The organism is Bacillus sp. D7-8 (assembly GCF_052055895.1).
Lineage (GTDB): Bacteria > Bacillota > Bacilli > Bacillales > Bacillaceae > Bacillus > Bacillus velezensis.
Genome location: NZ_CP179922.1, coordinates 1,964,348 through 1,990,452, shown reverse-complemented (window position 1 = coordinate 1,990,452; position 26,105 = coordinate 1,964,348). Strand labels below are relative to the sequence as shown.

At 44.2% G+C, this 26,105-nt stretch carries 21 protein-coding genes, 1 tRNA gene and 2 pseudogenes; 17 read left to right on the top strand and 7 right to left on the bottom strand.

The window, feature by feature from the left end; all coding sequences use genetic code 11:
- Window positions 1-46 precede the first annotated feature (46 nt).
- Window positions 47-1,252 (top strand): helix-turn-helix transcriptional regulator, encoded by a 1,206-nt coding sequence (locus ACKTRM_RS09485; protein WP_012117720.1) that lies wholly within the window; start codon window positions 47-49, stop codon window positions 1,250-1,252.
- 139 nt (window positions 1,253-1,391) lie between these two features.
- Here the strand turns inward: ACKTRM_RS09485 and ACKTRM_RS09480 are convergent, their stop codons facing one another.
- The 3 genes and pseudogenes from ACKTRM_RS09480 to ACKTRM_RS09470 form a co-directional block, all read right to left on the bottom strand.
- Entirely contained in the window at window positions 1,392-2,162 is a 771-nt protein-coding gene (locus ACKTRM_RS09480) for an SDR family NAD(P)-dependent oxidoreductase (RefSeq protein ID WP_440898454.1), read from the bottom strand.
- A 314-nt stretch (window positions 2,163-2,476) separates the two neighbouring features.
- Window positions 2,477-2,916, bottom strand: a pseudogene (locus ACKTRM_RS09475) (IS4 family transposase); the annotation flags it as partial.
- 140 nt (window positions 2,917-3,056) lie between these two features.
- Complete coding sequence (locus tag ACKTRM_RS09470) at window positions 3,057-3,485, bottom strand: GNAT family N-acetyltransferase (RefSeq protein ID WP_440898453.1); 429 nt, start codon at window positions 3,483-3,485, stop codon at window positions 3,057-3,059.
- A 431-nt stretch (window positions 3,486-3,916) separates the two neighbouring features.
- Here ACKTRM_RS09470 and rtp point away from each other — a divergent pair, with 431 nt between their 5' ends.
- The 3 genes from rtp (at window position 3,917) to proB (ending at window position 6,462) form a co-directional block, all read left to right on the top strand.
- Complete coding sequence (gene rtp, locus ACKTRM_RS09465) at window positions 3,917-4,285, top strand: replication termination protein (protein ID WP_003153833.1); 369 nt, start codon at window positions 3,917-3,919, stop codon at window positions 4,283-4,285.
- Between the two features lie 185 nt (window positions 4,286-4,470).
- Window positions 4,471-5,319, top strand: a complete 849-nt coding sequence (gene proC, locus ACKTRM_RS09460; protein WP_007407345.1) for a pyrroline-5-carboxylate reductase — start codon at window positions 4,471-4,473, stop codon at window positions 5,317-5,319.
- A 24-nt stretch (window positions 5,320-5,343) separates the two neighbouring features.
- A complete protein-coding gene (gene proB / locus ACKTRM_RS09455) occupies window positions 5,344-6,462 on the top strand; it encodes a glutamate 5-kinase (protein WP_012117715.1) in 1,119 nt (372 codons plus the stop codon).
- Between the two features lie 60 nt (window positions 6,463-6,522).
- Here proB and ACKTRM_RS09450 read toward each other — a convergent pair whose 3' ends face one another.
- Entirely contained in the window at window positions 6,523-7,425 is a 903-nt protein-coding gene (locus tag ACKTRM_RS09450) for a LysR family transcriptional regulator (RefSeq protein ID WP_003153836.1), read from the bottom strand.
- Between the two features lie 145 nt (window positions 7,426-7,570).
- Here ACKTRM_RS09450 and gltB point away from each other — a divergent pair, with 145 nt between their 5' ends.
- The 3 genes from gltB to ACKTRM_RS09435 all read left to right on the top strand — a co-directional run bounded on the left by gltB (window position 7,571) and on the right by ACKTRM_RS09435 (window position 13,924).
- Window positions 7,571-12,130 (top strand): glutamate synthase large subunit, encoded by a 4,560-nt coding sequence (gene gltB, locus ACKTRM_RS09445; protein WP_012117714.1) that lies wholly within the window; start codon window positions 7,571-7,573, stop codon window positions 12,128-12,130.
- A 16-nt stretch (window positions 12,131-12,146) separates the two neighbouring features.
- A complete protein-coding gene (gene gltD, locus ACKTRM_RS09440) occupies window positions 12,147-13,628 on the top strand; it encodes a glutamate synthase small subunit (RefSeq protein WP_012117713.1) in 1,482 nt (493 codons plus the stop codon).
- A gap of 95 nt (window positions 13,629-13,723) precedes the next feature.
- Entirely contained in the window at window positions 13,724-13,924 is a 201-nt protein-coding gene (locus tag ACKTRM_RS09435) for a hypothetical protein (protein WP_012117712.1), read from the top strand.
- Window positions 13,925-13,950: 26 nt separating this feature from the next.
- Here the strand turns inward: ACKTRM_RS09435 and ACKTRM_RS09430 are convergent, their stop codons facing one another.
- Entirely contained in the window at window positions 13,951-14,931 is a 981-nt protein-coding gene (locus tag ACKTRM_RS09430) for a zinc-binding dehydrogenase (RefSeq protein ID WP_041482196.1), read from the bottom strand.
- Between the two features lie 118 nt (window positions 14,932-15,049).
- Between ACKTRM_RS09430 and ACKTRM_RS09425 the strand changes: the two genes are divergently transcribed.
- The 4 genes and pseudogenes from ACKTRM_RS09425 (at window position 15,050) to ACKTRM_RS09410 (ending at window position 17,865) form a co-directional block, all read left to right on the top strand.
- Complete coding sequence (locus tag ACKTRM_RS09425) at window positions 15,050-15,916, top strand: LysR family transcriptional regulator (protein WP_012117710.1); 867 nt, start codon at window positions 15,050-15,052, stop codon at window positions 15,914-15,916.
- 49 nt (window positions 15,917-15,965) lie between these two features.
- Window positions 15,966-16,211 (top strand): annotated as a pseudogene (locus tag ACKTRM_RS09420) (His/Gly/Thr/Pro-type tRNA ligase C-terminal domain-containing protein); the annotation flags it as partial.
- 31 nt (window positions 16,212-16,242) lie between these two features.
- Window positions 16,243-16,545, top strand: a complete 303-nt coding sequence (locus tag ACKTRM_RS09415) for an ArsR/SmtB family transcription factor (protein WP_003153841.1) — start codon at window positions 16,243-16,245, stop codon at window positions 16,543-16,545.
- 144 nt (window positions 16,546-16,689) lie between these two features.
- Window positions 16,690-17,865 carry an MFS transporter gene (locus tag ACKTRM_RS09410; protein WP_012117708.1) on the top strand — a complete coding sequence of 392 codons (1,176 nt, stop codon included), beginning with the start codon at window positions 16,690-16,692 and terminating at the stop codon, window positions 17,863-17,865.
- A 46-nt stretch (window positions 17,866-17,911) separates the two neighbouring features.
- Here the strand turns inward: ACKTRM_RS09410 and ggt are convergent, their stop codons facing one another.
- Window positions 17,912-19,687, bottom strand: a complete 1,776-nt coding sequence (ggt, locus tag ACKTRM_RS09405) for a gamma-glutamyltransferase (RefSeq protein WP_012117707.1) — start codon at window positions 19,685-19,687, stop codon at window positions 17,912-17,914.
- A 243-nt stretch (window positions 19,688-19,930) separates the two neighbouring features.
- Here ggt and ACKTRM_RS09400 point away from each other — a divergent pair, with 243 nt between their 5' ends.
- The 3 genes from ACKTRM_RS09400 to ACKTRM_RS09390 all read left to right on the top strand — a co-directional run bounded on the left by ACKTRM_RS09400 (window position 19,931) and on the right by ACKTRM_RS09390 (window position 21,137).
- A complete protein-coding gene (locus tag ACKTRM_RS09400; protein ID WP_003153848.1) occupies window positions 19,931-20,161 on the top strand; it encodes an excisionase family DNA-binding protein in 231 nt (76 codons plus the stop codon).
- 315 nt (window positions 20,162-20,476) lie between these two features.
- Window positions 20,477-21,022, top strand: coding sequence for a site-specific integrase (locus ACKTRM_RS09395; RefSeq protein WP_003153850.1), 546 nt, complete (start codon window positions 20,477-20,479; stop codon window positions 21,020-21,022).
- Between the two features lie 42 nt (window positions 21,023-21,064).
- Window positions 21,065-21,137, top strand: a tRNA-Arg gene (locus tag ACKTRM_RS09390).
- Window positions 21,138-21,282: 145 nt separating this feature from the next.
- Here ACKTRM_RS09390 and ACKTRM_RS09385 read toward each other — a convergent pair.
- On the bottom strand, window positions 21,283-21,825 hold the full coding sequence (locus ACKTRM_RS09385; protein ID WP_012117706.1) for an IseA DL-endopeptidase inhibitor family protein: 543 nt from the start codon (window positions 21,823-21,825) through the stop codon (window positions 21,283-21,285).
- Window positions 21,826-22,053: 228 nt separating this feature from the next.
- On the opposite strand from ACKTRM_RS09385, the gene ACKTRM_RS09380 reads away from it, so the two are divergent.
- The 3 genes from ACKTRM_RS09380 (at window position 22,054) to dacB (ending at window position 26,019) form a co-directional block, all read left to right on the top strand.
- Window positions 22,054-23,442, top strand: a complete 1,389-nt coding sequence (locus ACKTRM_RS09380; protein WP_007407362.1) for an MATE family efflux transporter — start codon at window positions 22,054-22,056, stop codon at window positions 23,440-23,442.
- A gap of 114 nt (window positions 23,443-23,556) precedes the next feature.
- Window positions 23,557-24,525 carry an aldose 1-epimerase gene (locus tag ACKTRM_RS09375; protein ID WP_012117705.1) on the top strand — a complete coding sequence of 323 codons (969 nt, stop codon included), beginning with the start codon at window positions 23,557-23,559 and terminating at the stop codon, window positions 24,523-24,525.
- A gap of 18 nt (window positions 24,526-24,543) precedes the next feature.
- Window positions 24,544-26,019: a D-alanyl-D-alanine carboxypeptidase/D-alanyl-D-alanine endopeptidase gene (gene dacB / locus ACKTRM_RS09370; RefSeq protein WP_012117704.1), complete on the top strand. Its 1,476-nt coding sequence runs from the start codon at window positions 24,544-24,546 to the stop codon at window positions 26,017-26,019.
- The last annotated feature ends 86 nt before the right edge of the window (window positions 26,020-26,105 follow it).

Below are 26,105 nucleotides of genomic sequence, written 5' to 3'. Positions count from 1 at the left end.
CAAAAATGAAGGCGCTTTATAAATTTGATATATCAGGAGTGGCAAAATGAAAAACAACTTAGAATATATCTCTCAATTGATTTATGACGCATACAATATCCCTCTTTTTATTTCCAATGAAAAATGTCATTCCCTAACTAGCAGTGGCGAACAGCTGAAACATCCTCTTTTTGATTCAGTAGAAACATCTATAAACAGGCTCATTCAACCAGACGATCAATATAACGTTCCTTTGATTAGAATAACAAACTATTTAGAAATATTTATCGTATTCCATCTATCTTCCATAGAAACAGTAATAATCGGACCTTTCACTTCCTTTGAAATGACCGAAAACAGCGTAAATGGTATTATGCATGACTATCATATTCCCTCTAGTTATCAGCAAGAGTTATACCATTATTACAGTCAATTAGAGCTGTTAAACCAAAAACAAATTGTATCGCTTTGCTCGCTCACGTATTTTTTAATCTGCCAAGAGCCTCTTGAAGAAGAATTAGTGAGATCCCAATTAATGAATTTTGACGAAATTGAACCGGCTCATACTGAGCAACTAATACGGCATCATCGTCTTGAGGCTTCTTTTCATATGGATCACCGAATTGAACAGAAAATATGGCAATATGTAAGTGAAGGGAAGAAAGAAAAGCTGTTGCAGCATTTGGAAAGCATTAAAATGGAGGGCATGAGTCAACTTTCGAAAAAAAGCCACCTTCGTAACATTAAAAATCAAGTAATTATTTATATTGCACTTGGTACGAGAGCAGCTATTGAAGGCGGTCTTTATCCTGAAATTGCCTATACAATGAGCCATATTAGCATTCAAAAAGTAGAAGAAACTTTCGACTTACAAAAAATTTTATTAATTGGTGATGACTTATTATTTTCATTAGTTGACCGTATGAATGAAAACAGGGAAAACACGCATTCTAAAGCTGTGAATGTTTGTAAAAACTATATATTCAATCATATTTTTGAGCAAATTTCGATAAAGGATTTAGCAGACCTAGTCCATTTAAATCCTGTTTACTTGTCTCAGCTCTTTAAAAAAGAAACAAACAAACCCCTTGGAAAATATATTCAAGAAGAAAAAATAAAAGAGGCACAAAAATTACTTATCCAAACTGACTATTCTGTAGCCGACATTTGTATGCTGCTTCACTTTAATAACCAAAGCCACTTTTCAAGCATATTTAAAGACTATACTGGCATAACACCAAATCAATACCGAAAAAATCCACTCATTCATTAATTTATTCTTCACGAAAAACACTGCTAATCCATTACGTATTAGCAGTTTTTTCTTATTAGACATATTTAATTGTTCAACAGATTCAATTAACATTTTCCTACATAGATTGCAATATGTATAATCTACTTCATTTATGGCATTAAGCGTTAATAATGACACCGCCATCTACATTTAATGTTTGCCCAGTAATATGTCTAGAATCATCACTCGCTAAAAACAGTACGGCAGGTGCAATATCTTCATATGGCGTGCCAAATCGTCTTAACGAAGTTTGCTTAAAGCCTAAGTATAATGGGTCACGCTGACCTTCAGGCAAATGGTTGATGTACGCTTGTATAGCATCTGTAATTGCTCCTGGATTTACTACATTTACATTAATATTGTCAGGACCCCATTCACGAGCAGCTACTCTAGAAAGACCGCGAATCGCTTCTTTGATCGCTGCATAAGCTGCATAGCCCTCCTGTCCTTCAATACCACTTCCAGAGCCAAAGTTAATGATTTTACCACCATTTTCTTTAAGGTATGGATAGCACAGTTTCATAAAATCCCATGTTGTAACGAGACCAGTCTGGTAACTTCTATCAAGTGTCTCTCTTGTATGATCCAAAAATGAATGAGGTGGCTCAATCGCCATCGCTAAATTTACTAAAATATCTACGGTTTGATATTGTACAACCGTATCCGAAATAAATTCTGTTGACTGCTTAATATCAGTAGCATCAAATGCTTTTGCAAATACATCTGCACCTATGCTTTTACATAATTCAGCTGTTTCGTTAAGCCCTTCTGCATTGATATCACATAATGCTAGTTTAGCACCTTCTTCTGCGAAGCGAAGTGCAATATATTTACCTAATCCGCCGCCAGCTCCTGTAATAACGGCTACTTTCCCAACTAATTTTTCCATTCTATCTTCTCCTTCTTTGCTAACAAATACTTTAAAATCGATTAAGCAGCATGTTAGTCAATAACAAAGATTTATAATACGGTTTCATTTTAAGCAGCTTTCTTTGTGTGAAATATGCATTTTTAAAGATTTTTATAAGAATTTATAGGATATTTGTTTTTTATTATTTCAAAATCTTTAATTTATTTTACCCAGGTTACGTAAGAAATAACCTATATAGGTCAGTAGGTACCATACAGCTTTAAAAGCTGTGTATGTGTAGACAGTCACGGTCAAGGGAAGTAGCTTTTGCCAAGATTAAAAGCTATCAATTCACAAAAACCAGCACCTGGATAAACGCTTGAAAAGGAATTAGGTAGTTGAAATGCAGTTGAATCTAGAATACGAATACGTTTGAAAACAGAAGTATAGGGAGAAGAAAACGATACAGATGAAGCTAATTTTTGGTTTAGTAGTTTGGCTATATCTGTTGCAAAAAATGAACAGCTTCCTGATTAAATCGTTGATTCAGTCCCTCAGGACTGATAAGCACATCAGTTGATGCTTCTAAACAGCTAGATAGCTGAGTTAAAGAAGTCGTAGCAACTTTTTGGCTCATCCACACACATAAAGCGATTAAATCCTTTGCTTGGTACTTACTCAATTGCTGAACAAACCCAACATCCCTAGCAAGATTCTGTAAGGCGTTTGGAGATAAAAACCTTTGAATTTCTTGAGCAAATAATTGTAATTCATCAGATATAGAAATAGACATACAAAAACGCCATCCTTTCCTATGATTCTACGAAAAGAATAGCGTATTTGTTAAGTGGCAATAAAGTTGTTTAATTCTTATTGGACTAACGCGCAGTTTAGTGCAAAAATCAAAGGTAAGGGAGGATTTTCACCTTTACCTTATTTTAACTTTAGCTCTAGTATAGGGTATGGACGTCCAGAAGAATCTGTTTCCGTTTCACTTACTATAAAAAAGCCATTATTAATATAGAATTTAGTTGCACTCTTATTGTCTTTATTTACATCAACTGTTGTAATATCAAAGTCTTTAATTAAAGAATTAATAATAGCTTTACCGTATCCTTTACCTATTTTATTAGGTTTTAAGAATAACATTTCTAAGTGTTGTTTATTTATAGCAGAAAAGCCAATTAAATCTTCTTTCTCATACCATAACTGGATATTAAGATGTGGGAAATATGAGGGTATTTCTTTTTTAAACTCTTCTCTATCGGTATCTCTTAAAAAATGATGAGTAGCTAAAATCGACTCTTCCCATATATTCAAAATTGTATCATAATCTTTCTGATTTGCTTTTCTATATATCATTAATATCTCTCCTTTAGTTTTAAATTATCAACTCCTTCCCAATAAGTATTTTATGATTTTCATGTTATATAACCACGAACTTAAAATGTTCATTAATAAAACCTCCAAATAAACATTTCGATAATTTGATTATAATATCAAATCTTTATTATTACTTTACAGTATTTTTTCATTTTAGGGGGTATTTTGTTTTTTAACTTGATAGTGATGTGGTACTACCCCTGAACGGAAGAATGAAATATCGGCACAAACATGTTATAGTTATACTAAATAAACTATGTACCAAATGTTCATTTATTCAATTTTTCCCTCTATCCATAAAAACAACAAGATACAAATAAAACTGATACAGCATATAAAAAGGGAAAAGGGCATCTATAGAGAATATTTAGTACATGGAATTATTTGTTAGAGGAAAGGGTGTGCACATATTGAAAGAAGAAAAAAGAAGTTCAACCGGTTTTTTAGTGAAACAAAGAGCTTTTTTAAAGCTTTACATGATTACAATGACAGAGCAGGAACGGCTTTACGGACTGAAGCTTCTCGAGGTGCTGCGTTCGGAATTTAAACCCATCGGTTTTAAGCCGAATCATACCGAGGTGTACCGTTCACTTCACGAACTATTGGATGACGGGATTTTAAAGCAAGTAAAAGTGAAAAAAGAGGGAGCCAAACTCCAGGAAGTCGTTCTCTATCAATTTAAAGACTATGAAGCTGCGAAGCTTTACAAAAAACAGCTGAAGACAGAGCTTGACCGCTGCAAAAAGCTGATAGAAAAAGCCATTTCAGATAACTTTTAAATCCGGCCGGAACGCACCCGGCCTCCCGGGCTCAAAAGGTTTGTAAGGTATGTTCTGTGATTCATTATACATAATAGCAGGCTCGGAACAATACATATCAATAAAACCTTCAAACTTGACATCGACTCTTGAAGTGGTAACATAAAAAACGTGTGAAAAATACGAACAAAATACGAACAAGGGAGATGTTACCGATCTTAGATCAAAAGAAAGTTGCTTTTATCGGAGCAGGATCAATGGCTGAAGGAATGATATCAGGCATGGTCCGCGCAAAAAAAATTCCCAACCAAAACATCTGCGTGACAAACCGCCGCAATACAGAGCGACTCGCTGAATTGGAACATCAATACGGTATTCAGGGCATTGCTTTTGACAGCATGAAAACCGAAGACATTGATGTCTTTATTTTAGCCATGAAACCGAAGGATGCTGAAATCGCTCTGGCTGCGCTGAAACGGCGTATTCAACCTCATCAAATCATCCTGTCTGTTCTGGCAGGCATAACAACCTCATTTATACAACAATCATTACATGATAATCAGCCGGTTGTAAGAGTGATGCCGAACACATCCAGCATGATCGGCGAATCGGCAACAGCTGCGGCTTTCGGAGACCATGTCTCTTACGGTTCAGCAAAAACCGCGGTATCCCTTTTGGAATGCCTCGGGGAAGTGTACGTGATCAAGGAAGATCAGATGGACATTTTCACCGGCATCGCAGGCAGCGGACCGGCGTACTTTTATTATTTAATGGAGTTTATTGAAAAAGCAGGTGAAGAAGCCGGCTTAGACAAACGGCTGTCCCGCAAAATCGGTGCGCAAACGTTATTGGGCGCCGCTAAAATGCTGATGGAAACGGGTGAAAAACCGGATGTGCTTCGGGAAAACATCACCTCTCCAAACGGCACGACGGAAGCCGGCCTCGATGCGCTCAGGTCAGAAGGCGGCGGAGAAGCCATTGCCAAAGCCATTAAACACGCGACCGAACGTTCTATTGAGATCAGCAAAACAATTGAAAAAACGGCAGCACTATAATCGTTAAAAAACAGGAGTGATACAGTGACGTCTCGGACGAAGATCAAAAGAGTCGCCGTGAAAATCGGCAGCAGCTCACTGACGAGCCTGCACGGGGAAATCAGCAGAAGAAAGCTGGAAGCATTGGTGGATCAAATCGCACAGCTGAAAGACAGCGGCTATGAAGTGATTTTAGTATCTTCCGGCGCAGTGGCGGCAGGTTATCGGAAGCTCGGATTTATTCAGAAACCGGAAAGCCTCCCTGAAAAACAGGCTTCTGCTTCCATCGGGCAGGGATTATTAATGGAGGCTTATTCAAAGCTGTTTTTAGCGCACGGTTATGTCGCATCACAAATTTTAATTACAAGAAGCGACTTTTCCGATGAATACCGCTACCATAATGTGCGCAATACGATGAACGTCCTTTTGGAACGGGGCATTATTCCGATTATTAATGAAAATGACACGGTCACAGTCAACCGGCTGAGATTCGGAGATAACGATACACTCGCAGCGAAGGTGGCAGGTTTAATTGATGCCGACATGCTTGTGATTTTATCAGACATTGACGGTTTATATGATGATAATCCGCGCAGCAACCCGAAAGCGAAAAGAATCAGACATGTAAGTGACATCACTCCGGAAATAGAAGCAAGCGCGGGAGATGCCGGGAGTGAAATGGGAACCGGCGGAATGCGTTCGAAACTGGATGCTTTTAAAATTGTGATGGCCTCCGGTATTAAAGGCTTTCTCGGGCAGGCTAACATTCCGGACATTCTGCTTCAAGCGGTAGATGAGGCGGCTGAAGGAACTTATTTTGAAGCGGAAGGAACCCTGCCGTTAAACCACAAAGAACAATGGCTTGCATTTAATTCCGGCCCCGAAGGCGAAATTGTGATGGAAAAAGAAAGCAGCCGCGATGTCGCGAACGGAAATATGGAGCTGTCACCGCAGGACATCGAGCAGATTAAGGGCAGATTCAGCAGCGGAGCGGTTGTCAGGCTGCTTGATCAGCAGGGAGAAGAGCTCGGACTCGGCATCGTCAACTATTCCTCAGCCCAGCTGAAGACTTTTAAAGAAACGCCGCCCAAACAGACCGATCAATCAGTCATTGATCCGGAAGCGTTTGTCTGCCACGTTGAACTATCCATTCCGATCGGCTGAGAAAGATCTATAAAAATATGAAAAAGCCCGAGGCTTCGTTTTGAAGCTCGGGTTTGTTTTTTATTGATATTGTTCAAGTTTGGAGAAAAATTGAATGACAAAATGATAGAAATCATTTGCAGACGGAGCAAGTTCCCTTCCTTTTGGTTTAATAATGCCTACAGTGCGCTTCACTTGAGGAAATTCAATCGGAATTTTGACCGTGAACCGGGGTGTGGTTTCTGCAAAGGTGCTTTCAGGTAATAAAGTAACTCCCATCCCCGCGGAGACTAATCCTTTAATGGCATCTAAATCCTCGCCTTCCGTCGATACAAGCGGCGCAAAGCCGGCCTGTCTGCAAGCGTCAATCGCCATGTTACGGAGAATAAACCCTTCAGGAAATAAAACAAATTGGTCGCCGCGCAGATCAATTAAATGAATATTTTTCTGTTTGGCAAGCGGATGATGAAGCGGAACAAGCGCGTAAATCTTTTCTGTGAATAAGATATTGCCTGTTATGTCGGGGAATTCCGTCGGAACGGGGCCGAGCAGCGCAGCATCTATATCCCTGTTTCTTACGGCTTCAATTAAAAACTTATAAGAACCTTGGCGGAGCAAAAACTCAACGTTCGGGTATTCCTCTTTAAATGCCGAAATCACCGTCGGCAAAAGCTGGCTTGCAAGGCTCGTCGGAAATCCTATTTTGACGGTTCCGCGATTCGGATCAAGATATTCATCAATTTGTTCCTTCGCGTAATCAATTGCTTTCATCGCCGTTTTAACATGTTCTAAAAATTGTTTGCCGATCGGCGTTAATTTAATATTTCTGCCTTCCCGTTCAAATAAAGTGACTTTCAGCTCTTCTTCAAGATTTGCAATCTGCCGGCTGATGGCGGATTGTGCGACATGCAGATGATCAGCCGCTTCTGACACATGTTCCCGTTCTGCTACCTCCATAAAATACCGAAGCTGGCGTAATTCCATTGCGTTCACACCTATCTATCTCATTTTGAGATGTATTTGATCTAAATTATATATTGTTTATATTGTTTTGAAAACTTACAATTAATTTAAAGTTGTCAGATTTTATGACCGATAATTAACGGAAACTGATCGGGGGAGAGGAATTATGACTTACAATCAAATGCCGAAAGCACAAGGTCTCTACCGTCCGGAATTTGAGCACGATGCATGCGGAATCGGCTTGTATGCCCATTTAAAAGGGAAACCTTCACATGACATTGTCAAAAAAGGACTGCAGATGCTTTGCCAGCTGGATCACAGAGGAGGACAGGGCAGTGATCCGAATACGGGTGACGGCGCCGGCCTGATGGTTCAGATCCCTGATGCTTTTTTTAAGAAAGAGTGCGGAGAAATGAGACTGCCGGAAAAAGGCCGTTACGGGGTAGGAATGGTCTTTTTCTCGCAAAATGAAGAGGAAAGAAAAAAGATCGAAAAACAGGTGAATGCATTCATTGAGCAGGAAGGACAGATCGTTCTCGGCTGGAGAACCGTCCCTGTAAATGTCGGAAAAATCGGAACAGTGGCACAAGGCACTTGCCCATATGTGCGTCAAGTATTCATCGGCGCCGCAAACGATTTGAAAGACAGCCTTGCTTTTGAACGCAAACTGTATGTCATCCGGAAGCAGGCGGAAAATTGGGGCGTTCAAGAACAGCTTGATTTTTACTTCGCAAGCCTGTCAAGCCAGACTATTGTTTATAAAGGTTTGTTAACGCCTGAGCAGGTTGACGCTTTTTATTTGGATTTGCAGGATGAAACCTTCGTATCTGCATTTTCACTCGTGCATTCAAGGTTCAGCACAAATACCTTTCCTACTTGGGAACGTGCCCATCCGAACCGCTATCTGATTCATAACGGAGAAATCAATACGCTCCGGGGCAATATCAATTGGATGAGAGCGAGGGAGCAGCAGTTCGTTTCAGAAAGCTTCGGAGACGATCTTCACAAAGTGCTGCCGATTCTAAATGCTGAGGGCAGTGACTCATCCATTCTTGATAATGCGTTTGAATTTTTCGTGATGGCAGGGCGGAAACCGGCACATACGGCAATGATGCTGATTCCGGAACCATGGACGGAAAACACTCACATGTCTAAAGCGAAACGGGCTTTTTATGAATATCACAGCTCTTTAATGGAGCCGTGGGACGGGCCGACCGCCATTTCGTTTACGGACGGAAAACAGATCGGCGCCATCCTTGACCGTAACGGCCTGCGTCCGGCACGTTACTATGTGACAAAAGATGACCATATTATTTTCTCATCTGAGGTCGGCGTTATTGAAGTAGAGCAGGAGAACATTCTTCATAAAAAACGTCTGGAGCCCGGAAAAATGCTGCTCATTGACTTAGAAGAAGGCCGGATTATTTCAGATGAAGAAGTGAAAACAGAAATTGCCAATGAATTCCCTTATCAAAAATGGCTTGAAGAAGAATTGGTTCAAGTGAATCCTGACCCGGAAATCCGGGAAGAGGAACAATTCGATGATCTTCTCGTCCGTCAAAAAGCGTTTGGCTATACGTATGAAGATATTCAGAAGTATTTAATTCCTGTTATTAAAGAAGGCAAGGACCCGCTCGGCTCTATGGGAAATGATTCGCCGCTCGCCGTTTTATCCGATCGCGCCCAATCACTGTTTCATTACTTTAAACAGCTGTTCGCGCAAGTCACAAACCCGCCGATTGATGCGATCCGCGAGCAGCTTGTGACCTCTACGGTGACCTGGCTTGGAGCTGAAGGCGATCTGCTGCATCCGAGTGAAAGAAATGCACGCCGCATAAAATTGTATACTCCTGTATTATCAAACGAACAGTTTTATGCGCTGAAAACACTTGTGCATCCTGACATTAAGAGCCAGAACATCCGCACGCTGTTTTCCGATGACCTAGAAAAAGGCCTGAAGGATTTGTTTCAGCAGGCGGAAAAAGCGATCAAGGAAGGCGTATCTCTGTTAATTTTATCTGACAGGGCAATGAGTAAGGAATTGACGCCGATTCCGCCGCTTTTGGCCGTCAGTGCGCTGCATCAGCATTTGATCCGTCAAGGCCTGCGAACAAAAGCAAGCATTATCGTTGAATCCGGGGAAGCGCGTGAAGTTCATCACTTTGCGGCTCTCATCGGGTATGGTGCAGATGCTGTCAATCCGTATTTGACTTACGCTACGTATAAGCAGGAAATCGATGAAGGCCGGCTTGATATTCCGTATGAAGAAGCTGTCAGCAAATACGGAAAGAGCGTAACAGAAGGCGTCGTGAAAGTGATGTCAAAAATGGGGATTTCAACTGTGCAAAGTTACAGGGGCGCCCAAATTTTTGAAGCGGTCGGCATCGGTGAAGACGTTATTGCTAAATACTTTACCGGTACTGCATCTCAGCTTGGCGGAATCGATATCGAGACGATTGCGCAAGAAGCGAAACAGCGCCATCAAGCGGCGTACAAGGATGATTACAGCCAAACCCTTGATCCGGGAAGTGAATTCCAATGGCGGAACGGAGGAGAGCACCACGCTTTCAACCCGAAAACCATCCATACGCTGCAATGGGCCTGCCGCAAAAATGATTACAGCCTGTTTAAGCAGTATTCTCATGCAGCGGATGAAGAACGAATCGGATTTTTACGCAATCTGTTCGCCTTCAAAGAAGACCGCAAGCCTTTAAAATTAGAGGAAGTTGAATCAGCTGCTTCCATCGTGAAACGTTTTAAAACAGGAGCGATGTCATTCGGTTCATTAAGCAAGGAAGCCCATGAGGCTTTAGCGATAGCGATGAACAGGCTTGGCGGAAAAAGCAACAGCGGAGAAGGCGGCGAGGACCCGAAACGTTTCGTTCCGGATGAAAATGGCGACGACAGAAGAAGTGCGATTAAACAGATTGCTTCCGGCCGTTTCGGCGTAAAGAGCCATTATCTCGTCAATGCGGATGAATTGCAGATCAAAATGGCGCAAGGGGCGAAGCCGGGAGAAGGCGGTCAGCTTCCGGGCAACAAGGTATATCCTTGGGTCGCGGATGTCCGCGGTTCTACACCAGGTGTAGGGCTGATCTCACCGCCTCCTCACCATGATATTTATTCAATTGAAGATTTGGCGCAGCTGATTCATGATTTGAAAAATGCTAATCGAAGCGCGCGAATCAGCGTCAAGCTCGTGTCAAAAGCCGGCGTCGGCACGATTGCGGCCGGTGTGGCAAAAGGCACTGCGGATGTCATCGTCATCAGCGGCTACGACGGCGGAACGGGCGCGTCGCCGAAAACAAGTATTAAACATACGGGTCTTCCGTGGGAGCTTGGTCTTGCAGAAGCTCACCAAACGCTGATGCTGAACGGTTTACGGGATCGCGTGGTATTGGAAACGGACGGTAAGCTGATGACAGGCCGGGATGTCGTAATGGCCGCCTTGCTCGGTGCGGAGGAATTCGGCTTTGCTACAGCGCCGCTTGTCGTTCTCGGCTGCGTCATGATGCGCGCCTGCCATTTAGATACATGTCCTGTTGGTGTCGCGACGCAAAACCCGGAGCTTCGCAAAAAATTCATGGGCGATCCTGACCATATCGTAAATTACATGCTGTTTGTCGCAGAAGAAGTGCGTGAATATATGGCGCAGTTAGGCTTTAAGACGCTTGATGAAATGATCGGACGCACGGACGTTCTTCATGTCAGTGAACGTGCAAAAGCGCATTGGAAAGCGGGCCAGCTTGATTTATCCACACTGCTGTATCAGCCTGAAGGCGTCCGCACTTTCCGTACGGCGCAAAACCATAAAATCGACCAGTCGCTTGATATGACGGTTATTCTTCCGGCGGTGCAGGCTGCAATTGAAGCCGGACAGGAAGCGGAAGCTGAAATCAAGATCAATAATACAAATCGCGTAGCCGGAACCGTGACGGGAAGTGAAATTTCTAAACGCTACGGAGCGGAAGGCCTGCCGGATGATACGATCAGACTTCATTTTACCGGATCAGCCGGACAGAGTTTCGGAGCATTTGTCCCTAAGGGGATGACGCTTCATTTGAACGGGGATTCAAATGACTACGTAGGCAAAGGGCTTTCAGGCGGAAAAATCATCGTGAAAGCGCCTGATGCCTTCAATTGTGAAACACACGATAACGTTATTATCGGGAACGTCGCATTTTACGGAGCAACAAGCGGGGAAGCGTACATTAACGGGCGCGCAGGTGAACGTTTTGCAGTCCGTAACAGCGGAGTCAATGTCGTTGTAGAAGGTATCGGAGACCACGGCTGTGAATACATGACAGGCGGCCGGGTTGTTGTCCTCGGCGAAGTCGGCAAAAACTTCGGGGCGGGAATGTCAGGCGGTATCGCATACGTCCTGAGTGATGATGCCAAAGCATTTAAACGCAAATGCAACATGGAAATGATTTCATTTGAAAAGCTGACGGATGAGGCGGAGATCAAAGAAGTGCAAGAAATGGTCAAACGGCATGCGGCGCTGACAAACAGCAAAAAAGCCGCAGATCTCCTGGACAATTGGGAAAAAGCCGCAGAAACCTTTATCAAAGTCATTCCGAAAAACTATAAACAAATGCTCCTCAGCATCGAAGAACAAAAAGCGGCGGGTTTATCAGAAGAAGACGCAATTATGTATGCTTTTGAAGCCAATACAAAGGTTCACCAAACGTCTGCCAAAGACCATAAACAAGCGGTAGTACAGTAAGAAAGGGGAGAGGAACATGGGGAAACCAACTGGATTCATGGAAGAAAAACGAGAAAAACCGGCTGAGCGGGACCCTCTCACTCGCTTAAAGGATTGGAAAGAGTATTCGGCTCCGTTTTCAGATGAAGCGTCAAAGCGGCAGGGGGCGCGGTGTATGGATTGCGGCACACCGTTTTGCCAAATCGGCGCTGATATCAACGGTTTTACCTCCGGATGCCCGATTTATAATCTGATACCGGAGTGGAATGACCTCGTCTATCGGGGGCGCTGGAAAGAAGCCTTGGAGCGCCTTCTGAAAACGAATAACTTTCCTGAATTCACAGGGCGGGTCTGTCCCGCTCCTTGTGAAGGATCTTGTACGCTGGCTATTTCAGATCCGGCTGTTTCAATTAAAAACATCGAGCGGACGATCATTGACAAAGGTTTTGAGAACGGATGGATTCAGCCGAGAATTCCAGCGAAACGCACAGGTAAAAAAGTCGCTGTCGTCGGTTCAGGCCCGGCAGGTCTGGCAAGCGCTGATCAGCTGAACCAAGCCGGTCATTCCGTAACGGTCTATGAGCGTGCTGACAGAGCCGGCGGTCTGCTGATGTACGGCATTCCGAGCATGAAGCTTGAGAAAAGTGTCGTCGAACGCCGTATTAAACTTTTGACGCAGGAAGGTATAGATTTTGTAACAAATACCGAAATCGGCGTTGACATAACGGCAGATGAGCTGAAAGATCAATTTGATGCCGTCATTTTGTGCACAGGCGCCCAAAAGCAGCGCAATCTGCTGATTGAAGGCCGGGAAGCAAAAGGCGTCCATTATGCGATGGACTATTTAACACTGGCGACGAAAAGCTATTTAGATTCCAACTTCAAAGACAAACAATATATAGACGCTAAAGGGAAAGACGTCATCGTAATCGGCGGAGGAGACACAGGAGCTGACTGCGTGGCAACCGCGCTGCGCCAAAAAGCGCGCAGCGTGCACCAGTTCGGGAAACATCCTAAACTTCCGCAAACGCGCACGAACGACAATATGTGGCCTGAACAGCCGCACGTCTTTACCCTTGAATACGCCTATGAAGAAGCGCAGGCAAAGTTCGGCAAAGACCCGAGAGAATATTCAATTCAGACGACAAAAATGGTGGCCGATAAGCAGGGCCGCTTACAAGAGATTCACACCATTCAAATGGAAAAAGTCAGAAACGAATTCGGAAAGTATGAATTTCATGAACTGCCCGGAACAGAAAAAGTCTGGCCTGCTCAGCTGGTGTTCATCGCCATCGGTTTTGAAGGGACGGAACAGCCATTATTGAAACAGTTCGGTGTCGATTCGGCAAATCATAAAATTCAGGCGGCATATGGGGATTATAAAACGAATGTTGACGGTGTTTTCGCCGCAGGGGATGCGAGAAGGGGCCAAAGCCTGATTGTATGGGCGATTAATGAAGGCCGGGAAGCAGCGCGCGAAGTCGACAGTTATTTAATGGGGAGCACTGTTTTACCGTAAATAAAGGGGTTTATTTATAAAACCGGCTGGGATCAGCCGGTTTTTCGTATTGAAATGAAACCTCCTTCTTCCTTTATTGGTCATATAAGGGTAACGTGGAAGATAACATATGGAATTTTGTTTTACAGAGTGGAGAGATTGTTTTCTTCCGCAGACTGAGACGATTTGCAAGCCTTGAGCAGTCGATCACGGTGCTGCTGACGGGCTCTGTGTGTCTGCAGTCGATTTGGGGGCAGATTTTAATTGATGAAGAAAAACATATTGAATTTCAAGCGGAAACGCTTATAAACAAATAAGGAACGGACGCGTCCGCTCCTCTTTTTTAGACATCCAAACGAAAGCCGATATTGCCGAACTGCCGTCCTTCCCGCATTCTGTTAAAAGCGGCAGCTGCTTCACTGAGAGGGTACATGCGGTCGATAATGGGACGGATGCCGCAGCGGTTTACCAATTCCAGCATATCCGCAAATTCCTCATTGCTTCCCATTGATGTACCGAGAATATGAATCTGCGGAAAAAACAGCGAGCGAATAGGAAATCCGAGCTGATCGCCTGAACTGGCGCCGAATGTTACGATCCGGCCATTCGGTTTCATAATGTCAAGATAGTGTTGAAATAAGGCGGGGCCTACACCGTCAAGTATGATATCTGCTTTTTCGCCATTCAGCGCCTCATTCCAGTCACCGTAGCTGTCAATCGCCCGGTCTGCACCGTATGACAGTGCGGTTTGTTTTTTGTTTTCACTGCGGGAGGTGACGCTGACTGTCGCTCCGATAGCTTTTGCCATTAATAAGGCGTATGTTGCCACGCCGCTTCCGATGCCCGGAAGGATAAGATGTTCGCCTTTTTTTAATTGTCCTTTTGTAAATAAGGCGCGATAAGCGGTTAATGCTGATAACGGCAGCACGCCCGCTTCCTCCCAAGTCAGGTGTTCGGGTTTTAAAACGGCATTTTCCTCAGGAACGATGACATAAGGTGAAAATGTTCCGTCGCTCGGACCGCCTAAAATGTCAGGGACGGCCGGTACGTCCTCAACAGTCTTCCAATTCAGCACCGGGTTGATGATGACTTCTGCATGCAGTAAATGAGACCGGACGCCGTGTCCTATTTCGGTTACGATTCCCGCGCCGTCTGAACCGAGAGTAAATTCATGGTTTCCGGTTTCGTGGTTTTTCATTAAAAACAAATCACGATGGTTTAATCCGGCTGTTTTCAGCTTTATTTTTACTTCGCCGTTTCCCGGCCTTTTGTCAGGTGCCTGCCTGAAATCAAAGCCATTTTCGTGTATGATAAGGGCATTCATCATTCTTCTCTCCTTTATGATTGATGAGAAAGATTTTACAGGCTGTATCAGCTGCAGTAAATAAATGAAAATTGATAGCCGGCTATCAATAAAAATCATAGCAAGAAGGTGCCCTTACATGGAAAGCGGAGACTTAAAGATTTTTCAGGCTGTCGCCCGCAAAGGAAGTATTTCAAAGGCGGCAGAAAGCCTGCATTATGTTCAATCAAATGTGACAAACAGGATTCAGCAGCTGGAACGGCAATTGCAAACACAGCTTTTTTACCGCACAAATCGGGGGATGACGCTGACGCCTGCAGGTGAAAACTTATTGAAAGACGCAGACAGAATCCTTCAATTGCTGCATGAGGCGCAAAAAACGGCGCAAGAGGCAGGCGATCCGAACGGCCCGCTTCGAATCGGTTCTCTTGAAACGGCGGCAGCCGTCCATCTCCCTCAATTTTTCACAGAGTATTGCAGCCGCTACCCGAAAGTACAGCTGTCTCTGTCAACCGGTGATACACATACCTTAGTGCAGCACATCTTACACTATGAGCTGGACGGCGCTTTTGTTTATGGTCCGGTCGAATACGAAGATCTTGAGCAAGTCGCTGTATTTCAAGAAGAATTGGTCTTGGCTTCAAATAAGCGGGAAGGCAGTTTGCAAGACTTGTTGCGAGAGCCGATTCTGTATTTTGCCGCGGGCTGTTCGCACCGCCGCAAAATAAAAAACATACTGAAAGAAGAAGCAGTACCCGCACATAAAATCATTGAATTCGGTACGTTGGAAGCCATTATTGGGGCGGTGCAGGCGGGGATGGGGGTTTCCTTTCTGCCTGCATCAGCCGTCCGTTATTTTCAAAACAGGAAAAATCTTTTTCTTCATGAGCTTCCTGAACAGTTTCGGGATATGAATATATCATTCATCTACCAGAGTGATTTATTTTTGACATCGGCGTTTGAAGAACTGCTGAATGGATTAAAAGCATTACCGAACGGAAGATGAGAAAACAGGACAGCTGTGTACGCCAATTTTTTCGTTCCGGTTTTCTCAAAAGAAAGCGGGTATCCGGGCTGAGCTTGATCAGCGCGATGAAAAACTCGGCTATAAAATCAGAGAAGCACAAATGAAAAAAATACCGTATATTGCTGTTGTGGGAGATCGAGAGTGCTGCCATCAATCTGTACATGTACGGCAATACGGGCGGGAAAACACATTTGAAGAGAATGTGAGTGATTTTATTTCCCGGATCATAAGAGAGGCAAAACAAAAAATAGAGATTCAAGAAAAACAATATTGACATATCGTAAAATCACGATATAATAAAGCGTATGAAACCTATTGATGTTTTTAAAGCGTTGTCTAATGAGTCACGGCTTGAGATTTTGCAATGGCTGAAAGAGCCGGACCGTCACTTCGCCCCGCATGATGGCATTGATATGAATGAGATCGGAGTGTGTGTCAGCCAGATCACCGATAAGCTTCAGATGACACAGTCAACGGCGTCTCAATATCTTTCCATCCTTCAGCGGGCGGGCCTTATCCAAACAAAACGGATTGGCAAATACACCTATTATAAAAGAGATGAAGACGCGATAAAGGCGATGGCCGATTATTTTCAGCGCGAAATGTAGGGCTGAATCCTTTAGAAGAGGGATTCAGTTTCTTTTTCCCGACTACACATCGACATATTGCGATTTGTTTCTGTTTGTTCAACTCTTTATATCGATATATCACAATATATCTTTATATAAATCATCAATGAAGGAGTGTGTCAGGTGCAAAATACCTGGAAGATTTACATTTTGGCAATTATCAGTTTTTTAGTGGGGACGTCTGAATATGTGATATCAGGGATGCTTGATAAAATTGCAGGTTCCTTGGGAGTTACTGTGGCAGCGGCAGGGCAGCTGATTACGATTTTTTCGCTTGTTTATGCAATCGGAACGCCTGTCATAATGGCCCTTACAGCAAAACTGGACAGAAGGAAGCTCATGATCTATGCTCTGGGGCTGTTTGTTATCGGGAATATCATTTCTTTCCTTGTGCAGGGATTCGGCTTATTTGCGGGAGCGCGGGTGATCATGGCGCTTGGAGCAGGAACTGTGGTGGTCACCGCGCTTACGATCGCAGCAAAAATCGCTCCCCCGGGAAAACAGGCAAGTTCTCTCGCAACCGTCATTATGGGGTTTACGGCGGCGCTCATTATCGGTGTTCCGATCGGAAGAACCGTGTCTGAAGCTTTTGGCTGGAAGGTGGTTTTCGCCGGAATTGCGGCAATCGGAATCATTGCCATGCTTATTATACGTTTCGCGTTGCCTGAGATAAAAGGAGATAAACCGGTGCCGCTCATTCAGCAATTTTCTCTTTTGAAGAAACGAAAGGTGGCTGCCGGGCTGGCCATTACGTTTTTTTGGCTCGGAGGCTATTCGGTTGCGTATACGTACCTTTCTCCGTATTTACTGAACGTCACTCATATCGGCAGCGGAATACTGAGTACATTGCTGCTTATTTTCGGTGTTGCAAGTCTTGCCGGTTCTAAAGCAGGCGGTTTCAGCGCAGACAAATGGGGGGCGCGTATGACATTAACCGGCGGAATGGCGCTTCATGCTATCATGCTCATGTTATTGCCGTTTGTCACACATTCTGCTTTCGGAGCGGCGGCAGTGCTTATTTTTTGGTCCTTCGCCGCCTGGTCATCTGGGCCTGCTCAGCAGTATCATTTGGCAACGATGGAGCCTGAATCATCGGGTGTATTACTTGGCCTCAACCAGTCTGTGATGCAGCTGGCTATGGCGGCCGGAGCGGGCATCGGGGGCATTGTTGTCACCCATCTGTCTCTTGCGTCTGTTACATGGATCGGAGCAGCGGGTGTTGTCATCGCGATGTGCGGCGTGCTTTCACTTGCGTCGTTAACATCTGAAAAAACCTCATCTGAATACAGTGCAGAATAAACAAAAGCCTCGTTTCTCAGCTTGAGAAACGAGGCTTTTCACCTTGTCATTTTTCGCATTTTTTCAAGTTTACGCCGATTGCGGCTCCGTTTCGGCTTGAGTCGGCAACTCCGGTGAAGGTGCCGTTTTCACGGTCAATCAGGATGCTTTGCACATTCCCGATATCAACCGGGCTGCTGCCGAATTTATGCCCCATTTCGTTCAGTTTTGTGCGGGCTTCTTCCGGCACTCCTTTTTCATATCGATAGGATGTCATGCTGTTTGTGTAAATTCTCGGCTCTTCGACCGCCGCTTTCAGATCCATGCCGTACTCAACTTTGTTCAGGATCGTTTGCAGGACGGAAGAAATAATCGTTGCTCCGCCGGGGGAGCCGACAGTCAGGACAGGTTCGTTATTTTTAAATAAAATAGTCGGAGTCATGCTGCTGAGCGGACGTTTATTCGGCTGCACTTCATTTGCGCCGCCAGGCACCGCATCGAAGTCTGTTAACTCATTATTCAACACAACGCCGTATCCGGGAACCATAATGCCGGAACCGAACAGCTGTTCAATTGTTGTCGTATAAGATACGACATTGCCGAAGCGATCAGTTACAGTGAAGTGAGTCGTTTGGCCTTCTTGTTTGTCAGTCGGCTGCTCCACTTGTTTATAGTTTGCAGAACCTTCCTGATAGGCCCAAGGGTCGCCGGCTTTCGGTTTTTTATTGACTTTATCAATATCTATCAGCTGTCTGCGGGCATTGATATAATCTGGATTCAAGAGGCCTTTGAGAGGGATGTTGACGAATTCTGGGTCCCCGGCAAATGCGGCGCGGTCAGCATAAGCCAAATGCATCGTTTCTGCGAGAAGCTGATATTTTTGCCAAGAACGGATATCATATTGAGAAAGCTTAAAATCATCCAAGAGGTTCAGCATTTGCAACAGGAAAACACCGCCCGAGCTTGGAGGAGGAGCAGTTGCGATATGATAGCCCTGGTAATCTCCCCAGATCGGTTCGTCAATCGTCACATTGAAGTTTTTAATGTCTTTTTCTGTCATTGAGCCGCCGAATTCCTGCACTGTTTCCGCAAGCTTTTTGGAGAATGCTCCGTCATAGAATGCTTTTGTGCCTTTGTACTTAATAGCTGTAAATGTTTTGGCTAAGTCTTTTTGGATGAGTGTGTCTCCTTCTTTCAGAGGTTCTCCGTCCGGAAGAAACACGTCTTTTGCAGCAGTGTGTGATAACTTGTCTTTATAATCTGAGATGGCATCAGCTAAAACCGAATCGATCGGAAAGCCTTTTGAGGCAAGTTTAATGGAAGGGGTGATGAGTTGTTTCATGGAGCGTGTGCCCCATTTGTCGAGCGCTTTTTCTAGTCCTTTTAATGTTCCCGGAACACCGACTGCAGTCCCTTTCGTAACGCGTTCGGAGAAAGGAATGGCTTTGCCGTTTTCGTCAAGGAACATATCCGGTGTTGCGCCTGCCGGTGCGCGTTCCCGGCTGTCGATAATGGTGGTGTCTTTCGTCTTCGCATCATAAACCATCATAAATCCGCCGCCGCCGATTCCCGACATCATAGGTTCAGTTACGTTTAATGCGAATTGAATGGCAACCGCGGCGTCAATTGCATTGCCGCCTTTTTTCAGCACGTCTGCACCGATTTGCGAAGCGAGAGGATGGGCGGTGGCAACCATGCCGTCTTTGCCGACATCTACCTGTTTGTAGTCGTCATAGGAAAACGGGTGTTTCTTAGCCTGAGCATGATAAGGGATGCTTCCGGCCGCGAGCAACGTACTGAGCAGAACGATAAAACAGAGATTCATAAACTTTTTCTTTTTCATAGTCTGCCTCCTTTGTTTTCCGCTTACAATTATAGAGTAAGTAAAATGTGCTGTTTTCACAAGTGACAAACGGAATAGTCCGGTGCGTAAAAAGCCGGAGTTTCTGTGTGAATGTAATCAGTCGCAAATAGGCTAAATGGGAAACCGGACTGAAAAAGCTGTGAAACAAGCATAAAGACAAAAAATAAGCTACAATAAACAAAACAGAATTCACTCACATGACATATGAAAGGAACGTGAGCCATGTATTTAACGATCAAAGAGACAGCTGAGTTTACCAGTCTTCCTGAAGAATATGTGCACAATCTTGTTTTGACGAATAAAATAAGGGCCGTCCATGACGGACAGCAATATTTAATCAACAAGGAACAATTTCAAACCCATCTCGAACAGCTGGAAAAATATAAGGAAATGATTCAAGAGTTTTTAAATGAGCCGCTTCCTGAAGACATTGATGTAAAAGATGAAGATTAGGACACAATTTCATATTGTGTCTTTTTTTTGCATTTTTTTCGGTTGCTCACAAAAAAACGGATGCTCAGATTTCCTTTTAAGGACGTTGTTTTCATTTTTTAATGCCTTGGGTCTCTATTTGTTTAAAAGCTTGTCACCGGTCTGAAAATGATGTTTTTGAGGAATTTATTGAAACTGCGTATCTGATTCACCTTATGTAACACTATGTATATTATGTTACATAAGACCCTTTATCCTTTATCATTCAACGGGTTTCGGCTACAATAGTAACATAATGCTCAATATGTTACTTTACCAATTATAAGGGGTTTTTTGATGCATATCGTACAGCCGATCCGAAGTTTGGAGAAGATCCAGGAAGTCAAACAGTATTTAATGAAGAAAAGTGATCGTGATTATTTTTTATTTATTTTTGGCATGAACAGCGCACTGCGGATTTCTGATGTTCTGCCGCTTCGCGTGAGGGATGTCAGGAACAAAGACCATGTGTGGGCAACCGAAAGCAAAACGAGAAAGAAAAGAAAAATTCTGATACTGGAGTCTTTAAAGGCCGACATATACGCTTATACAAAAGACATGAAAGAGGATGACTATTTGTTTAAATCGAAACGGACGAATAAGCCCATATCCCGGATTCAGGCATACAGAATATTAAAGGAAGCGGCTGCCGCTTGCGGGTTGGAGGAAATCGGAACGCACACGCTTAGAAAGACGTTCGGGTATCATTTTTATCAGAGGACAAAAGACATTGCTGAACTGCAGAGGATTTTAAATCATTCTTCTCCGTCGATTACAATGCGTTATATCGGAATAGATGAAGATACGACGAGAGCCGCCTATAAAGTGTTCGGAGGGCTGTAGACTTGAAAAAAACAGCCGCCAGCGTTACTATAATAGAAGCAGGCTCTAGTAGCACAGCGGATAGTGCAGCAGTTTCCTAAACTGCAGGTCGGGAGTTCGAATCTCTCCTAGAGCGTTTCCAGCATAAGATAGGTGCAGATTAATAATGTCGGCAAAACAAAAACCCCCTTGTTATACAAGGGGGTTTTGAGTTGAATATTTTGTGAAAACCTGGTGGAAATGATGTGAAAAAAGCCCGCTGTAAGCAAGCGGGCTTTTTCTTATATGACAGCATCAAATTGATTGACTTTCCAAACGTTGTTTTCTTTTACGAATGTTACATTGCGTTTTGCTGACGGAGAACCGTCAAGAGTCGGTACAGTGAAGCGGTATGTTTGGACGCTTCCTTTTTTAGAAAGAAGGGTCATTTTTGCTTTTTTCCAATTCAGGAGGTTATCTCCGTCGCCGACCGGAACAGCCAATTTGCCGTCTTTTACAGTGAAGTGGTAATCTTTGAGCCCTTTGTCAATCGCTTGCTTTGTAAAAGCGGGTGTCAGATATTTTACGGCTTTCGCTTTTGTTCCGAGGTCTTTGCACATAAATACATATTGCAGATTTTGATATTCAAACGGTTCAGATGTGCAATTTGCGTTTGATTTAAGCGCACCGCCGCTCATTGTATTCCAGAAATGTTCTCTCGCTGACAGGGCCAGCTGAAGTGCTTGTTTTTGTGTAAGGCCATTAGGTGCATTTTTTGCAGTCGCCGCAGTGCCCAATGACAGAATCAATGTAATAGTAGTGAGGAATAATAGCCATTTTTTCATGATATAATCTCTCCTTCAATCAATCTCTTTCTCTTATGTTACAAATGTTACAATAATTACGGTAAGATTACAATACCTTTTCAGAAATATTTTCCGGACTTTTTATTTTTATGGTTTATTTCCATGCAAGACGTGAGAAAAAGATAAAGAGTTTCATTGAACAAAAGGTTTTTACAAGCTGTCTGCTGAATAATAAAATGGAAGAAAATCAAAAAAGGAGTCCTACATATGGAAGTACAAGATCATTTAGAAACAGCGGAAGGCCGCGGCCAGTCAGTCTGGCGATCGATGTCACTGTTTTTAGTGCCGCTGCTTTTAAGCAATGTATTGCAATCTGTCGGCCAATTGGTCGGAATGGTATTTGTCGGAAGGTGGCTCGGAGTCGATGCGCTTGCCGCCGTATCGTCTTTTTTTCCGCTGTTTTTTCTGCTGATCTCCTTTACGATCGGAATCGGTTCGGGAAGTTCCATTCTGATCGGGCAGGCTTACGGCGCGAAAAACGAAGAGAGGATGAAGGCGATTGTCGGCACTACACTGACTTTTACCTTTATGCTCGGTGTTGTTCTGGCAGTTGTCGGCAGTGTGTTTACGCTTGATATTCTGCGGCTGATGGGAACGCCGGAAAACGTAATAGATGTCAGTGTCCGATATGCGCGCATTTTGTTTTGCGCAATGCCGCTGATGTTTTTATATTTTGCGTATACGACATTTTTACGCGGAACGGGAGATTCAAAGACTCCGTTTTATACGTTAATCGTCAGTACAGTCATAAACATCGGGCTTTTGCCCTTATTGATTCTCGGGCTTTTCGGACTTCCGAAGTTCGGCATTTACGGTTCGGCGTATGCAACCGTGATTTCAAACATCGTGACATTTATCGTACTCATGGTTTATTTGCGGAAAAGGAAACATCCATTGGCATTTGATCGGACTGCGCTCCGTTCTCTTAAAATGGACAAAAAGCTGCTCGCGCTTTTACTCCGTCTCGGTATTCCGTCGAGCATCAATATGATTCTCGTGTCACTTTCTGAAATTGCGGTCATTTCATTTGTCAATCATTACGGATCAAACGCGACGGCTGCTTACGGGGTCGTCAACCAAGTGGCGAGTTATGTGCAGATGCCGGCGGTAAGCCTCGGTATCGCCGTTTCCATTTTTGCCGCCCAATCCATTGGCGCCAATCAATTCGGCCGGCTGAAACAGGTCATCAAAGTCGGCATCGGCCTGAATTATTTGATCGGCGGGGTTTTGATTGTGCTGATTTATACCTTCTCCCGGCAGATACTTGCTTTGTTTTTAACAGATCAGGACACGCTCCACATTGCCCGCAATCTGATTATGATTACCCTTTGGAGCTATTTGATTTTCGGTCATGCTCAGATCGTTTCAGCAACGATGCGGGCGAGCGGTACGGTGTTATGGCCGACGATTATCAGCATTTTTGCGATTTGGGGAATTGAAGTGCCTGTGGCCTTTATTCTTTCTCATTATACGAATCTCGGCATTCTCGGCATTTGGGTCGGTTATCCGGCGGCTTTTGTCGTCAGCCTGCTGCTGCAATACGGATATTACCGGTTTGTATGGAAGAAAAAACAGATCACCCGGCTGATTCAATAAGGTTTTACCGCACATCGCTCAGTTCATACGGGCGATGTTTTTTTAGAGAAGGAAAATGAGTTTAGAAAATGGAATTCCTATACATGCTAGAAAACAAGGAAAGGGCAGGTGCTTATGACGATTGAACATACGACTTATTTAGGGGTTTCAGCCATAAAAGCGGAGACTGATCAGGCTGAATGCATCATTGTGCCGGAGTGGGGATCAAATGTCATATCGCTTCGGGATAAAAGAACCGGTATGCGGCTTCTGAGAGAACCGGAAACTGCGGAGCAATTCCGCGCAAAACCGATGCTGTACGGCATTCCCGTTTTATTCCCGCCGAACCGGATTACGGACGGGACGTTTCGTTTTGACGGCCGCGCGTATCAATTTGAGATAAACGAAGAGGATAAACATAATCATATTCACGGCTTTCTTCATAATCAGCATTGGAAAGCGGCGGCAGCGAAAGAAGAGGGGGATGGAATGACAGTCGAAACAGAAATTGATCTTTCAAAGATTCCCCGTGTTCATAAACAATTTCCGCACGATGTCGTTGTCCGGATGACCTATACATTAAAAGACAATGTGTTTACGCAGCGGGCGCTGATTATCAACAAGGGAACGGAGGCTTTTCCTTGGGGGCTCGGCTATCATTCAACTTTTGTTTTCAATGAAGAGCGATCCCGTCTATTTTTGACGGCTGACCGCATGTGGGAATTAAATGAACGTTTCGTGCCGACGGGCCGTTTATTGGATGTTCCTGATAAAGAAGCGTTCCGTCATGGGATGTCTTTGAAAAATAAACAGTTTGACGATGTTTTTCTTTCTTCCGGACGGAATGGCGGCAATAATGAAGCTGTTATTTATCATCCGGATGAGCAATTATCCGTTTTGTATCAGGCAGACACGTCTTTCAAGCATTGGGTGGTATATAACGGTGACGGAAAGCAGGGGTTTGTCAGTCTTGAGCCTTATACTTCCGTTACAGATGCATTTAATCTGAATCAGCCTGCATCACTGACAGGGCTTCAGATTCTGAAACCGGGCGAAGAAGCGGCTGCGTCATCCAGGATCACCATTTTGCATGACGAAGAATAGGAAAGAGGCGGGATAACATTGAAAACATATGTGAAACGCTTGAGCGCGGTGATTCTGCTTTTGATCATTGCCGCAGTTCCTTATATTGATGATGCGGCTAAGGCGGCTGAACAAAAAAATACTTTGCAAAAAGAGCTGGAACACATTCTGGATGAAGAACCAACTTTAAAGGGAGCTTCAGCGGGCGTCAGTGTCCGGTCAGCAAAAACAGGGGAGGTGCTGTTCGGCAGCCGGGAAGATATGCGGCTGCGGCCTGCATCACTGATGAAGCTGCTGACGGCATCTGCAGCGCTTTCCGTTCTCGGAGAAGATTACACCTTTAAGACAGAAGTACGGGCAGACGGCGCCGTAAAAGGAAAACAGCTGCGCGGAAACCTTTATCTCAGGGGAAAAGGCGATCCGACCCTATTGGTTTCTGATTTTGAGAAGATGGCTAAACAGGTCAAAGCCAGGGGCATCCATGTCATTAAAGGAGATCTGGTCGGGGATGATTCGTGGTATGACGATACCAGGTATTCAGTTGATCTTCCGTGGAGCGATGAAGGCCAATATTATGGCGCGCAAGTATCAGCTCTTACCGCTTCACCAAATGAGGATTATGATACCGGAACGGTGATTGCGGAAATCAGCCCGGCGAAACAGCCCGGTAAAAAGCCGCGCATTTCGATTTCTCCCCATACGGACGTCGTTCGTGTGAAAAATGAAGTGAAAACCGTCGCTTCTGATGAAAAGAAAGATTTGACGGTTGAACGGGAGCACGGTGGCAATGTGATTACGATAAAGGGAACCATACCTGCCGGCTCGGCACAGGCAAGAGAATGGGCGGCAGTGTGGGATCCGTCGTCCTATGCTTTAGATTTATGGAAACAAGCGCTTACTAAACAGGGTATAACTGTAAAAGGGAAAATCAGAACAGGGCGAATGCCGCACCGCACCCAGCTTGTCACATCACGGACATCCATGCCTCTTTCAGAATTATTGATCCCGTTTATGAAACTGAGCAACAACGGGCACGCCGAAATTCTGATCAAGGAAATGGGAAAAGTGAAAAAAGGGGAGGGCAGCTGGGAAAAGGGCTTGGACGTGATGAAATCAGAGCTCAAATCGTTCGGGCTGAATCCGGATGAATTGATTGCAAGAGACGGATCAGGCGTTTCTCATATTAACGGCGTATCCGCCGGCCAAATCGGAGAGCTTTTGTATGCGGTTCAGAAAGAAAAGTGGTACCCGGCTTTCCTTCGTTCGCTTCCTGTCGCCGGTGCAAGTGACAGAATGACGGGAGGAACCCTTCGGAATCGGCTGAAGGGCACCCCGGCGGAGGGAAAGATTAAAGCGAAAACCGGATCACTAACATCAGTCAGTTCGATTGCCGGCTATGCAGACACAAAAACAGGAGATACGCTTATTTTTTCCGTGCTTCAAAATGGGCTGCTTGACGAAGATGACGGAAAAGACATTGAAGACAAAATTGCAGTCGTGCTGGCAAATCAATAAGAAGGGCCGAATCCTTAGAGGATTCGGCTTTTTATGATGTCTGTAAAACATTATATTGCGATTATGAATCAATCTTTTCAAAAAGT

Bases quoted from the DNA above. Each gene is read 5' to 3' on its own strand.
- ACKTRM_RS09485 (WP_012117720.1), top strand. From the start codon at position 47: ATGAAAAACAACTTAGAATATATCTCTCAATTGATTTATGACGCATAC.
- ACKTRM_RS09480 (WP_440898454.1), bottom strand. From the start codon at position 2,162: ATGGAAAAATTAGTTGGGAAAGTAGCCGTTATTACAGGAGCTGGCGGC.
- ACKTRM_RS09470 (WP_440898453.1), bottom strand. From the start codon at position 3,485: ATGATATATAGAAAAGCAAATCAGAAAGATTATGATACAATTTTGAAT.
- proC (WP_007407345.1), top strand. From the start codon at position 4,471: ATGTTACCGATCTTAGATCAAAAGAAAGTTGCTTTTATCGGAGCAGGA.
- ACKTRM_RS09450 (WP_003153836.1), bottom strand. From the start codon at position 7,425: ATGGAATTACGCCAGCTTCGGTATTTTATGGAGGTAGCAGAACGGGAA.
- gltB (WP_012117714.1), top strand. From the start codon at position 7,571: ATGACTTACAATCAAATGCCGAAAGCACAAGGTCTCTACCGTCCGGAA.
- gltD (WP_012117713.1), top strand. From the start codon at position 12,147: ATGGGGAAACCAACTGGATTCATGGAAGAAAAACGAGAAAAACCGGCT.
- ACKTRM_RS09430 (WP_041482196.1), bottom strand. From the start codon at position 14,931: ATGAATGCCCTTATCATACACGAAAATGGCTTTGATTTCAGGCAGGCA.
- ACKTRM_RS09425 (WP_012117710.1), top strand. From the start codon at position 15,050: ATGGAAAGCGGAGACTTAAAGATTTTTCAGGCTGTCGCCCGCAAAGGA.
- ACKTRM_RS09415 (WP_003153841.1), top strand. From the start codon at position 16,243: ATGAAACCTATTGATGTTTTTAAAGCGTTGTCTAATGAGTCACGGCTT.
- ggt (WP_012117707.1), bottom strand. From the start codon at position 19,687: ATGAAAAAGAAAAAGTTTATGAATCTCTGTTTTATCGTTCTGCTCAGT.
- ACKTRM_RS09400 (WP_003153848.1), top strand. From the start codon at position 19,931: ATGTATTTAACGATCAAAGAGACAGCTGAGTTTACCAGTCTTCCTGAA.
- ACKTRM_RS09395 (WP_003153850.1), top strand. From the start codon at position 20,477: ATGCATATCGTACAGCCGATCCGAAGTTTGGAGAAGATCCAGGAAGTC.
- ACKTRM_RS09385 (WP_012117706.1), bottom strand. From the start codon at position 21,825: ATGAAAAAATGGCTATTATTCCTCACTACTATTACATTGATTCTGTCA.
- ACKTRM_RS09380 (WP_007407362.1), top strand. From the start codon at position 22,054: ATGGAAGTACAAGATCATTTAGAAACAGCGGAAGGCCGCGGCCAGTCA.
- ACKTRM_RS09375 (WP_012117705.1), top strand. From the start codon at position 23,557: ATGACGATTGAACATACGACTTATTTAGGGGTTTCAGCCATAAAAGCG.